The sequence below is a fragment of the Azospirillum endophyticum genome (assembly GCF_016595245.1).
Lineage (GTDB): Bacteria > Pseudomonadota > Alphaproteobacteria > Azospirillales > Azospirillaceae > Azospirillum > Azospirillum endophyticum.
In genome coordinates this window covers 52135-64632 of sequence record NZ_JAENHM010000015.1, presented here as the reverse complement: position 1 = coordinate 64632, position 12498 = coordinate 52135, and the positions used below count along the sequence as shown (strand labels likewise).

General features: G+C 69.8%; 9 protein-coding genes. All 9 read right to left on the bottom strand.

Annotation, left to right across the window (positions count from 1 at the left end; genetic code table 11):
- Positions 1–71: 71 nt before the first annotated feature.
- Positions 72–3191: an efflux RND transporter permease subunit gene (locus JHL17_RS04305; protein WP_200190821.1), complete on the bottom strand. Its 3120-nt coding sequence runs from the start codon at positions 3189–3191 to the stop codon at positions 72–74.
- Positions 3188–4465 (bottom strand): efflux RND transporter periplasmic adaptor subunit, encoded by a 1278-nt coding sequence (locus JHL17_RS04300; protein ID WP_200190820.1) that lies wholly within the window; start codon positions 4463–4465, stop codon positions 3188–3190. Before JHL17_RS04300 ends, JHL17_RS04305 begins: the two co-directional genes overlap by 4 nt.
- A gap of 42 nt (positions 4466–4507) precedes the next feature.
- A complete protein-coding gene (locus JHL17_RS04295; protein ID WP_200190819.1) occupies positions 4508–5116 on the bottom strand; it encodes a TetR/AcrR family transcriptional regulator in 609 nt (202 codons plus the stop codon).
- 255 nt (positions 5117–5371) lie between these two features.
- On the bottom strand, positions 5372–6856 hold the full coding sequence (locus JHL17_RS04290) for a BON domain-containing protein (protein ID WP_200190818.1): 1485 nt from the start codon (positions 6854–6856) through the stop codon (positions 5372–5374).
- Positions 6857–7123: 267 nt separating this feature from the next.
- Entirely contained in the window at positions 7124–7522 is a 399-nt protein-coding gene (locus tag JHL17_RS04285; protein WP_200190817.1) for a response regulator, read from the bottom strand.
- Positions 7523–7598: 76 nt separating this feature from the next.
- Positions 7599–7937, bottom strand: coding sequence for an STAS domain-containing protein (locus tag JHL17_RS04280; protein ID WP_200190816.1), 339 nt, complete (start codon positions 7935–7937; stop codon positions 7599–7601).
- Positions 7938–8056: 119 nt separating this feature from the next.
- Positions 8057–10210 carry a PP2C family protein-serine/threonine phosphatase gene (locus JHL17_RS04275; protein WP_200190815.1) on the bottom strand — a complete coding sequence of 718 codons (2154 nt, stop codon included), beginning with the start codon at positions 10208–10210 and terminating at the stop codon, positions 8057–8059.
- 9 nt (positions 10211–10219) lie between these two features.
- Positions 10220–11644 (bottom strand): HAMP domain-containing protein, encoded by a 1425-nt coding sequence (locus JHL17_RS04270; RefSeq protein ID WP_200190814.1) that lies wholly within the window; start codon positions 11642–11644, stop codon positions 10220–10222.
- A complete protein-coding gene (locus tag JHL17_RS04265) occupies positions 11641–12456 on the bottom strand; it encodes a hypothetical protein (RefSeq protein WP_200190813.1) in 816 nt (271 codons plus the stop codon). The genes JHL17_RS04270 and JHL17_RS04265 overlap by 4 nt, the downstream gene beginning before the upstream one ends.
- Positions 12457–12498: the final 42 nt, after the last annotated feature.

Sequence of the window (12498 nt, the reverse complement as noted above, 5' to 3'; positions counted from 1 at the left end):
GTCGGGATCGGAAGCCGCCGGGACAAGGCCATGGCAAAGATACGACTCTGGATCGCCGCATCCAGAAGCGATCAGTCGTCTCCACCCGCCGGCATCGGGCCGTGGGGGATGTCCGCCTTGCGGCCGCGGAACAGGGTACCGACGAACTGGCCGAGATCCTCCATGTAGAGGTAGAGCGACGGTGTGATGTAGAGCGTCAGCACCTGCGACACGCACAGGCCGCCGACCACGGCGAGGCCCAAGGGCTGACGCAGTTCGGCGGCGGCGCCATGGGCGATGGCGATGGGCAGGGTGCCCATGATCGCCGCCATCGTCGTCATGATGATCGGGCGGAAGCGCAGCAGGCAGGCCTGCTCGATGGCGTCGCGCGCCGACATGCCGTTGCGCCGGGCCTCCACCGCGAAATCGATCATCATGATCGCGTTCTTCTTCACGATGCCGATCAGCATCAGGATGCCGATGATGGCGATGACGCTGAGTTCGACATCGAACAGCATCAGCGTGGCGAGCGCGCCGATCGCCGCAGACGGCAGGCCCGACAGGATGGTCAGCGGGTGGATGAAGCTCTCGTACAGCACGCCGAGCACGATGTAGATCACCAGCACCGCCGCCGACAGCAGGAGCGCCTGACCCGACTGGGCGTCCTGGAACACCTGGGCGGTGCCGGCGAAGCCGGTGGTGATGGTGGCCGGCAGGCCCATGTCGCGCTCCGCCCCGCGGATCAGGTCGACGGCCTGTCCCAGCGAGGCGCCGGGCGACAGGTTGAACGACAGCGTGACCGCCGGAAGCTGGCCCTGGTGGTTGACCGCCAGCGGACCGGCGGTGCGCTCCACCCGGGCGAAGGCGTCGAGCGGCACCAGCTTGCCGGACGTGGCGGAGCGGACATAGATGCGCGACAGCGAACTGTCGTCGCCCTGGTATCTCGGCTCCAGCTCGATCATCACCTGATAGTCGTTGCTGGGGGTGTAGATGGTCGAGACCTGCCGCTGGCCGAAGGCGCTGTAGAGGGTGGAGCGCACCTGATCGACGCCGATGCCCAGCGTCGCCGCCTTCTCGCGGTCGATGTGGACATAGGCCTGCGGGTTGTTCAGCTGGAGGTCGCTGGTGACGTCCTGCAGGATGGGGATGCCGCGCAGGGCCTGCTCCAGCCGGCCGGACCACTGGTACAGCTCGTCGAGGTCGAGACCCTGGATGGTGTACTGGTAGAGGCTCTTGGACGCGCGTCCGCCGATGCGCAGGTTCTGCACCGGCTGCATGTAGACCGCCATGCCGGGGATGCCGTTGACCTGCCGGCGAATCTGCTGGATCACCTCGGTCGCCGACGGGCGCTCGTCGCGCGGCTTCAAGGTGATGAACATGCGGCCCTGGTTGCCGGTGCTGCCGCCGACGCCGACGGAGGAGATGACGTCGACCACCGCCGGATTGGCCTTCATGATCGCGGCGACCTGCTGCTGGCGTTCGGCCATCGACGGGAAGGCGATGTCGGCCCGCGCCTCGGTGGTCACCTGGATCTGGCCGATATCCTCGGTCGGGAAGAAGCCCTTGGGGATCGCCTGGTAGAACAGGACCGTGCCGACGACGGTGGCGATCATCACCAGCCCCATCAGCGGCCGGTGGCGCAGGGTCCAGCGCAAGGTGCGGCCGTAACCGTTCAGCAGGGCGGAGAAGCCTCCCTCCAGCATGCGGCCGAACCAATTCTCCTTCTGGTCGTGGGCGTGGGTGAGGAAGCGCGAGCACATCATCGGCGTCAGCGTCAGCGACACGAAGGCCGACGCGCCGATCGACATGGTGACGACCAGGGCGAATTCGTGGAACAGCCGCCCGACCACCCCGCCCATCAGCAGGATCGGAATGAAGACCGCGACCAGCGACAGGGTGATCGACAGGATGGTGAAGCCGATCTCGCGCGAGCCCTTGATGGCGGCCTCGAAGGGCTTCATGCCCTCTTCGACGTAGCGGACGATGTTCTCCATCATCACGATGGCGTCGTCGACGACGAGGCCGACCGCCAGCGTCAGCGCCATCAGCGAGATGTTGTCGACCGAGAAGCCCAGAAGATGCATGCCGCCCGCCGTCGCGATCAGCGAGATCGGCACGGCGAGAGCCGGGATCAGCGTCGCCGACAGGCGGCGCAGGAAGAGGAAGATCACCAGCACGACCAGCACGATGGTCAGGCCGAGCGTGAACTGCACATCCTCCACCGCCTGACGGATCGATTCCGAGCGGTCGTTGACCACCTGGATGGCGGCGGCGGCCGGAAGCTGCGCCTGGAACACCGGCACCAGGGCACGGACGCGATCGACCACGTCGACCGTGTTGGCGTCGGGCTGGCGCTGGACCGCCAGCATGATGCTGCGGGTGCCGTTCAGCCAGCTGGCGGTGCGGTCGTTCTCGACGCTGTCCAGCACCTTCGCCACGTCGCCCAGCCGGACGGGGGCGCTGTTGCGGTAGGCGACGATCAACTCGCGGAAGGCGGCGGCATCGGGAAGCTGCGGGTTGGCGGCGATCACCAGCTGCTGCTGCTGGCCGGTCAGGGTGCCGACGGGGGTGTTGGCGTTGGCCGCGGCCAGCGCCTTCTGCAGCTCGTCGATGCCGATGCCGCGCAAAGCCAGCGCGTTCGGATTGACCTGGACCCGCACCGCGTATTTCTGCGAGCCGTAGATCTGCACCTGGGCCACGCCCGGCAAGGTCGCGACCTTGGGCTGGATCAGCGTCTCGGCGATGTCGTTCAGCTTCGCCAGCGGCAAGGTCGGCGAATTCAGCGAGAGGAACAGGATCGGCTGGTCGGCCGGGTTGACCTTGCGGTAGCTGGGCGGGGTCGTCATCTCCGCCGGCAGGCGGCGCTGGGTGCGGGCGATGGCCGCCTGCACGTCGGCCGCCGCCGCGTCGATGTCGCGTTCCAGCACGAACTGGATGATGATGCTGGTGTTGCCGAGCGTGCTGTTCGACGTGATGGTGTCGATGCCGGCGATGGTGGAGAACTCGCGCTCCAGCGGGCTGGCGACCGACGCCGCCATCGTCTCGGGCGAGGCGCCCGGCAAGGTCGCGGTGACGCTGACCACCGGGAAGTCCACCCGCGGCAACGCCGCGGTCGGCAGCTGGCGGTAGGCCGCCAGACCGCCGAGGATCAGGGCCGCCGTCAGGAGAATGGTCATCACCGGACGGCGGATGCAGAGTTCGGAGAGGTTCACGTCGCACCCCCGGTGCTCTTGCCTTGGGTCATGGTGCTACGCGCCGCGGCGTCCTGGGCGGCGGAGCCCTGCTGCCGGCCGCCTTCGGCGGTCTCGCCGCCGGCCGGTGCGGCAGGCTTGCCGCCGGCCTTCTCGGTGATCTTGGCGCCGGGGAACAGGCGCGACTGGCCGTCGACCACCACGCGCTCACCGGCCTTCAGGCCGGAAGCGACGACGCTGAGGCCGCCATGGTTGCGCTCGACGGTGACCGGGCGGACCTCCACCGTCTCGTCGGCCTTCACGACATAGACGAAGCGGCCCTTCTGGCCGGTCTGCACCGCCAGATCGGCGATGGTCAGGGCGTCCTGTTCGACCCGCAGGGTCAGGACGGTGTCGACGAACTGGCCCGGCCACAGCCGGGTGTCGGCGTTCGGGAACTCGCCCTTCACCAGGATGGTGCCGGTCTGCTGATCGACTTGGCTGTCGACGAAGGACAGCTTGCCTTCGGCCTTCTCGCCATGCCCGCCGGCGATGCTGGCGGTGACGGAAAGCGACCCGGCGGCCATCGCGGCGCGGATCGCCGGCAGATGCTTTTCCGGGACGTTGAAGGAGACGTTGATCGGCCGAAGCTGGGTCAGGGTGACCAGCGGGTTGGTGTCGGCGGCCCGGACCATGGCGCCGACCTTGGCGTTCACCGTACCGGTGCGGCCGTCCATCGGTGCGGTGATGCGGGTGAAACTGAGAGAGACCTTCGCCGCCTCGATCGCAGCGAGGTCGGCCTTCACCGTGCCTTCCAGCGCGTCGGAGGTGGCGACGGCGGCGTCGTAGGTGGTGCGGGAGATGGCGCTGGTCCGCACCAGCTCGGCATAGCGCTTCACGTCGCCCTTGGCCTTTTCCAGGTTGGCGCGGTCGCGTTCAAGATTGGCCTGGGCTTGGCGGAGCTGGGCGTCCAGCGAGCGGCTGTCGAGCGTGAACAGCGTGTCGCCGGTCTTCACCTCCTGCCCTTCGGTGAAGGCGACCGATTCCACGGCGCTGTCGACGCGGGCCTTGATGGCGATGGCGGCGATCGGCTGGACGCTGCCGATGGTGACGATCTGTTCCGGCACGGCCTGGATCGACACCGTCTGGGTGACCACGGGCACCGCCCGGGCGGTTGCGGCCGATGCGTTCGCCTGCGGTTTCGCCCCGTCTGCCGCCGTCCGGATGTCCGCCCCGCCCTTGTGGGTCGCATACCAATAGTACCCGCCGCCGCCGATCAGCGCGGCGACCAGCAGGACCAGGAAAAACCGTCTCATACGATGGGACTCCAGACGCCGGAGCCAGAGGCCGGCATGCGCTTAGATGAAAGGGGGCAGGTTGGTGATGCCGGACATGAGAATGTCGATGACCGAGCGTTCCAGCGCCTCGCGCGGGCGGTCGCCCAGCTGCATGATCCCGCCGCGGACCATGCCGATGATCAGCAGAGGCACGATTTCCAGATCGACCTTGCGGAACTCGCCGGAATTCATGCCGTCGGCCAGCACCTGCTGCAGTGCCGTCGCGGTGCGCTGGCTGCGGCGTCGCAGGATGCGGCGGGTGCGGTCGGCCAGATCGGACTGGTCGCCGCCCAGCAGCTTGAGCGTCTGCAGCTGCTCGCTCAGCGTGTCGACCAGGGCGGAAACCATCGCCGACAGGCGGACGGAGGCAGGAACCTGCTGCGGCGCCAGCTCGGCGTTCAGCTTATGCTCCAGCCCGCCGAGTGCGCGTTCCAGCGATTCCAGATACAGCTCTTCCTTGGAGGGGAAGTAGCGGTACAGCGTCGCCTTGCCGACGCCGGCCCGCTTCGCGACCTCCTCCACCTGGACTGAGGCGTAGTCGCGGCCGGCGAACAGCTCCGCCGCGGCGTTGAGGATCACCTCGCGCCGCCGAGCGCGCCAGTCGGGTATCTCTTCCGCATCGAGAGGCATGAATGGAACTCACGGGTTTCAAAAACTGACGATAGTCGAGTTCCTTAGAGTGTCAAGGAACCAGTATCCAAGAAAAATGAATTCGCCGTCATGCTGGGAATGCCCCTGACTCCCGCCGTTCGACAGCCTCCTCTCCCTCCGCTTCTTCGCTGGTCCCGCGCACACGCAAAGGGCGCGAAGCCCGACCTCCCGAGGCGGAAATGCCTGGAAGGCCGGGCTTCGCGCCCCTGCGCTAAAGCGGCTTGACGCGGACGATCAGCTCCGGGTGGCGGACGAACGGCCGGTGCCGACGGAGCCGGTCACGCCGGTGGTCGAGCCTGCCATTGACCCGGTGCCGGCCGAGGCACCGGCCGGGCCGCCGCTGCTCCCCGCACCGGTGCCGGTGACGGAGGGGGCGCTTGAGCCGGTGTTGCTGCCCGTGCCCACACCCAGGCCCGCACCGGCGCCGGTGCCGGTGGTGTCGGAGCCCTGGAGGCCGCTGTTCGTCGCGCTCAACGACGAGGTGGTGCCGGTGCCCGCATTGGCCATGGCGGAGGCGCCGGCACCGGTGGAATTGCCCCAGCCGGAAGCGGCCTGGCTTCCGACCTGGCTGCGGACCCGCAGGTTGTTCTGCACATGGGAGACGCCGGAAACCGACTCGGCGACATCCTCGGCCCGACGCTTGGTATGGCGGTCGGGAACCATGCCGGTCAGCGTCACCTCGCCGTTGCTGACCGTCACCTCGATGTCGGAGGCGTCGATGTAGGCGTCGTCGGTCAGGCGGTCGCTGACATCCTCGCGCACCCGCTCGTCGGACCGGCTGTAGCCGCGGGGACCGCGGCCGCGATGGGCGCGGCGCTCGTCCTCATGGCGCCGCCGTTCGGCATCATCGTCGCCGAACCAGGAGGCGATCTCGTCGCCGGCCTGTTCCCAGAAGCCGCGCTGGCCGCCGCGGCCGCGGTCTTCGCCATAGCTGCCCCGGCTTTCCTGGCTGCGGTACATGCCGCCGCGATCTTCGCCCCAGGAGCGGCTGCGGCCGGCGCCGCGGTCGCGACCGCCGTAGCTGGAGGCGGAGCTGCCGCCGAAGTCGCGCCGGCTCCAGTCGCCACGATCCCAATCGCCGCGGTCGCGGCCGGATTCGTAGCCGCCGCCTTGGGAACCATAGCCCCTGGCCCCGTAATCGCGTTCGCCATAGTCGCGGCCGCCATAGCCGAGCGAGCTGCCGCCACGACCGCCGCGGTCGGTTTCCCCATAGGGGCGGACGCCGTAATCCTGGTCGCGGTAATCGGCGTTGCCGACGTCGCGGCTGGTATAATTGCCCTCCGTCCCGGCATTGCCGGCACCGGCATAGCCGCCGTAGCCGCTCGACCCAGACCGCCCGCCATAGCCGGCGCCGTAGCCGCCGCGGCTCATGTCGCGGCCGCCGCCGAAGTTGCGGTCGTAGACCCGTTCCGTCTCACGGGACGTGTCGCGGCGGGCGTCGCTGTCATAGCGGGACTCCCGGCCAAAGCCGCCCGACTCGTTGCCGACGCGGCCGCCATAGCCGGCGTCCCGGTAGTTGCGGCCCTGCTCGTCCTGATGGCGATGGGCCTGCGGGCGATACATGCTCTCGTGCTGGCTCTCATACTGCCGGCCGTCATCCTGGTCATAGACGCCGGTCCGCCTGGGTGTCTCGCCCCAGTCGCGGTGCCGGTTCGGCTCCCGGTCGTCGTCGCGCCAGTCGCGGCCTTCGCCTCGCCACCGATTCTCGTACTGCGCCATCGTGGTCGGCTCCCTCTTGCAGGATTCTTGGACTCGAGGAGGCCCGTCACGAACGGTGTCGACGCCCTCCTTGTTTCCCGAACAACAGGAGCGGTCGGATGGCGTTCCGGAATTTCAGCGGCCGGCTGGGGACGGTCCGGAGAATCCTGGCACGGCACTTGCGTAGAGAGGAGCGGTTGGTTCCACGCATCACTTGCGGCTTCGGCGCTTCATGCACCGAAGCCGCTTTCTTTTGCGCCCCATTATTGGGCAAACGCCCGCATCTGCTTAATTTGGCGGCGGACGGTCGAGCAGGCGGGCAACCGCAGCCCCCAACTCTTCATTGAGGAAGGGCTTGTAGATGATCTCATCCGCATTGAACATGCGCGTCATCTTCAGCAGATAACCGGCCGGCATGTTCGGGGCTCCGCCGGACATGGCGAGAATCTTCACGTCCGGCTGGGTGCTGCGGGCGGCCTTGATCAATTCGATTCCGTCGACTTCCGGCATCAGCACGTCGGTGACGATCAGATCGAAGACGCGTCGGTCGAGCGCGCGGATGGCCGCCCGTCCATTCTCCGCCTCCGTCACCTCGAAACCCCGACCCTCGAGATAGCCGGCCACGGAGAGCCGTACGGCCGGCGAGTCCTCGACAACCAGGATGTTGGGCCGATTGGCACTTACCATCGCACAACCGGTTCCGTTTCGGGAACCGCCCTATCGGAAAGCCGGCACCGGCCGGCGAAAGTCAACCCCGCAGCCCTCACCCGCCGAGCGCCGCCACGGCAGCCTCTGCGTCGGCGTGTATTTCGAACAGCGACGAGAAGCCGCTGACGTCGAACACCTCGCGGATATGCGGCGCCATGGCGGACAGGGCGATCGACCCGCGCTTCGTCCGCGCCGCCTTAGCGGCGACGAGCAGGCAGCGAAGCCCGGCTGAACTGATGTAGGAAAGCTGGGCCATATCGACAACGAGGCGCGTGCCCTCGCCGCCCATCGCCGACAGCAGGGCCGTTTCGAATTCGCCGGCATTGCCGCTGTCGACCCGCCCCTCCGCCCGCAGCACGGTGATGCCGTTGACCGTCTGTTCGGTAATATTCATACCCGTCCCTCGCCTCGTCTTACCATATTCGGGGTTATAGCATGCCGATAAGCGCGCGACGATGCATTCGCGGTGCGAAAAATCATGCCCGCCCTTCAAGGCCGCCCTTCAACCCCCGCCTATGCACAGACTTCGTTCGCATGGCGATTGGGGAGGGGAGAAGTCTCCGTGCTTCCCCGCCAGCGCAGGACCAGGCAGGTGATGTCGTCGGACTGCGGCGCGCCGGCGGTGAAGCGGGCGACGTCGGCCAGCACCCCGTCCAGCCCGTCGCGGACCGAAGCGTCGGCCTGCCGTCCGACCGCGCTGACCAGGCGGGTGTCGCCGTACATCACGTCCTCGCCGTTGAAGGCCTCGGTGACGCCGTCGGTGAACAGCACCACCATGTCGCCGGTGTCCAGCGTCACGCTCTTCTCGCCGAAGGGCATGTCGGGCATGGCGGCCAGCGCGATGCCCGGGGTGCGCTCCAGCTCCTTCACCGCGCCGGCGGCGGTCATGCGCAGCGGCGGGTTGTGGCCGCCGTTGGAGAAGGCCAGCACGCCGGTGCGCAGATCCAGCTCGCCATAGAAGACGGTGACAAACATCATCTGCTCGTTCTCCGCCGCCAGCAGGTTGTTGACCCGGCGCATGGTCTCGGCCGGGCCGACTCCGGACTCGGCGATGGCGCGCAGCATGGTGCGGGTGATCAGCATGAAGAAGGCGGCCGGGATGCCCTTGCCGGACACGTCGGCGATGACCAGCGCCACCTTGTGCTCGGAAATCGGGAAGAAGTCGTAGAAATCGCCGCCGACCTCCTTGGCCGGGATCATCCGCGCGGCGATGTCGAACTCGGCCATGTCGGGAAAGACCTGGGGCAGGATGGTCAGCTGCATGGTCCGGGCGATCTCGAGCTCCTGCTGCAGGCTGATCAGCCGGCGCTTGTCGGCCAGGGCCTCGCGCAGGTCGCGCACCATCTGGGTCAGCTGCACCTGCTGGGTGCTGACCCGCGTCGCCAGACGGGAGAAGCCCAGTGCCAGCAGCCCGAGCTCGTCGCCGACCCCCTTGGACTGGGCCGACTGGGCGTCGTGGGTCTCCGCCTCGATCTGGCGCAGCTCCTCCAGCAGGTTCTGGCGGGCGTCCTCCTCCAGGGTGACGGCCAACGCCTCCATCTGGCGGCGGATGAAGCGCTGCTGGCGGCGCAGGCGGCGCTCGCGCTGGCCGGCGCTGCGCTCGATCTCGCGCATCACGCCGCGGAAGACCTCCACCGCCCCGGCGATGCGGCCGATCTCGTCGTTGCCGGCCGGCAGTTCGACATAGCCCATCGACCGGCCGCGGGAGAGATCCTGCAACGCCTTCACCGCCCCGTCGAGCGTCGAGAAGTTCCGCCGCAGGAAGCCGTAGAGCAATCCCAGCGCCCCCAGCAGAACCAGTCCGACCGCGGCGACATAGGCGACGGACCACAGCGCCTGCTCCTCCACCGCCTGGGTGACGTCGGAGGCGATCAGCACGGTGGCGACGCGGCCGCCGGCCAGATCGGCGACCGGCAGGCTGGCGAGGGCATAGCGGCGCCCGCCGCCGGAGACATAGGCGATGCTGCGGTCGGCCGGGCGAACCAGCGGCTTGACCACGGGCCACAGCGGATCGCTCTCGCCGTCCAGCGCAGCGCCGTTGCGCGTCACGGCGAAGACGCGCCCGCCGGTGGTGCGCCGCAGCACGTCGAGCGCCACGGCGAAATCCACCCCGGCCACCGCGGCACCGGCGACTCCGGCTCCGCTGCCCGCCCCGCCGCCGGCCCCGGTCCCGGCATAGACCGGCACGCCGGCCACCACCACCATGCGGTCCCCGTCCACCAGCCGGACGCCGCGCGCCAGCTTCTGCCCGGACAGGATGGCATCGAGGGAGCCGCGATTGAGCAACGGCGCCGGGTCGAAGGCCGGATCGCTGCTGTAAAGCAGGTCGCCCGCCTTCGACAGCAGGTTGACGTCGGTGATGCCGCCGGTGGCCGGGGCCGCGACGATCCCCAGCGCGGCGACGCGGCGGTCGAGCGCACCGCGCTCCTCCGCCTCGACCGCGCGGGCGATCTCGGCGTCGCCGGCAAGCCGGCCGAGCCCCTGGTCGATGCGGCCGACCGCGCCCGACACGGCGAGTTGCCAGGAGGTATCGAGCCGGGCGAGTTCCAGCTCGCGCGCACGGTGATCGGCGGCGTCCTCGCGCAGGGCGGAGAAGCCGAGGAGAAGTCCGGCCACCACGGTGACGGTGGCGAGGACGAACAGGATGATGCGGGTCTGGAGCAGCATGGGGGCCTCTCAGCTCCGCGGAACGACGATGGGCCGCGCCAGCAGCAAGGCCAGCCCGGCGGGAAGCAGGGAGGATGCGGCGAGCATGCCGCCGTCCCAGTCGACCGCCGCCGCCCACAGCAGCGCCGCCAGGATACCGACCGCCAGCGCCCGCAGGACCGGCACCTGCCCGCCATCCGTCGCCTGCCGCCGCACATAGGACAGCGCCAGCCCGGCTGCGATGCCGCCGGCCAGCGCAGCGGCCGCGGCGGCCGGCACCCCGGATGAGGGCGGAAGTGCGAACGCCGCGACGCCCGCCGCCAGCAGAAGCAGCGCGGTCAGCAGGGCGGCGATCCGGCGCCAGCGGCCGGGAACGGCATGGCCGGCGACGGCGCCCGCGAGCAGAAGGGCGATCATGATGACGGGCGCACCGCCGGCGCCCGGAACCAGCATCGCCGCGGCGGACGCGGCCAGCAGCGCGAAGGAGTGGATGTCGTCGGCGCGTGCGTCGACCTCGCGGCGGGGAGCGGCCTCCAGGCCGGGGCCGAGCGCTTCCAGCGCCGACCGCCGGGTCCGTTCGACCGCCTCGGCGACCTGCGCGTCGAAGACCGCGACGCGCACCTCGTCGGCATGGGCGGCGAAACGCTGGCGCCGGTCGTGCAGGCCGAAGACGAGGGCGTTGAAGGAGAAGAGCAGCCGGCCGACCTGATCGCGCGGACGGCGGCCCAGCAGCGTGGCGAAGCGTCCCGCCGCGGCCTCCTCCATCGCGCGGGCCAACCGGCGCAGCGGCGCGCGGAAGCTGGCACGGGCCAGCACGCCGGCCAACTCGGCCAGCACCAGCAGAACCGCCAGCGCGCCGAGCGCCACCGTCGCCAGTTCCCGGGCGATCTGGCCCCGCACCTGCCCCGGCTGGACGCCGACCAGCACATGGCCGGCCGGCGGCTGGCTCGCCCCGCCGCCGCCGCCTTCCGACGACAGTCGACCGACGCGGACGGGCACGCGCAGGATCAGGAAGCCGTCGCGCTCGATCGGCTGGAGCGTCGCCGCGCGGGTCTCCGGCGTCGCCAGCCCGCGGAAGGAAGCGGCCAGCGCTTCCAGCCCCCGGTGGTCGAGGGACGAGCCGCCGGACACCGCCGTCACGGCGCCCTGCAGGAACGCGCCGTCGGCGGCGGTCAGCGCCAGGAAGCCGATGTCGGGGTTGCGGCCGGCGATGCCCTGGAGGAAGGAGCCCACCCCCTCGATGCGGGGAAGGGGAATGCCGTAGCCGATGGCCCGTTCGAGGTCGTGCTGCACCGCTTCCGCCACCGCGGCGGCCTTCGCGGCGCGTGCCTCGCCCAGCTGGTCCTGCGCCAGCCAGGTGCCGAGCAGCCCGATCCCGGCCATCGCCAGCGCCGCCGCGAGCAGGATGGCGGCCGGGATGCCGATCATGAAGGGGCGGTGGCTGCGGATCTTCATGCGAGTTCGTCCAGGCGGGCGACTTCGCGCTCCGCCTCATCGAGGATGGTCAGGCGCCGCCGCACCGCGTCGGTGAAGGCGGGGACCGGCAGGCCGAGCGCCTGGGCCGGAGACTGGGCCGGAGACTGAGCCGGCGATAACGGAGCGGCACCGGCGCGTCCCTCCCCCAGCCCTTCCAGCACGGCGGCGATGTCGGTGAGCGACCGCCGCGGTCCGGCGGCGAGCCGCAGCCCGGCCAGCCAGCCGAGCAGCGCCAGCGGCACCGCGATCAGCAGGGCGCCGATGGACAGGGTCAGGGCGTAATGGCGCAACGGCTCCGCCATCGCGCCGGCCGGCATCCGCACCAGGACGCTGCCGGCCACCGTGTCGAAGCTGGTTGCGAGGCCGACGCCGTAGGCGCGCTCGGCCCCGCGTTCCTCCGACCAGAAGCCGCTCACGTCGCCGTCGGGGCCACCGGAATTCACCGCGGGGCGGAACGACAGCGCCTCCCCGACCTCCACCGCGTTGGTGGAGAAGAGGATGGTGCCGCCTTCGTCCAGGACGGCGACGGACTGGATGCCGGGAAGCGCGGCGCGGGCGCGGGCCAGCAAAGTCTCGACCTGCGGCAGGTCGCCCAGCGCCAGGCCGAGGTTCAGCTGGGTTTCCAGCGATTCCTTGGCCTCGCTCAGCACGAAGTTGACCTGGGAGGCCACGGCCTCGTCCAGGCGGCGTGCCTCTTCGCGCGTCCACAGCACGACTGCGGACAGCCCAGCGATGAACACCGCCACCGCCACGAATGCCGCCAGCCGCGCCCCGAAACTCCCCGATCCCATCCCGGTCTTCCCCTTCAGGCAAACCGCCGGCCGTCAGGCGGC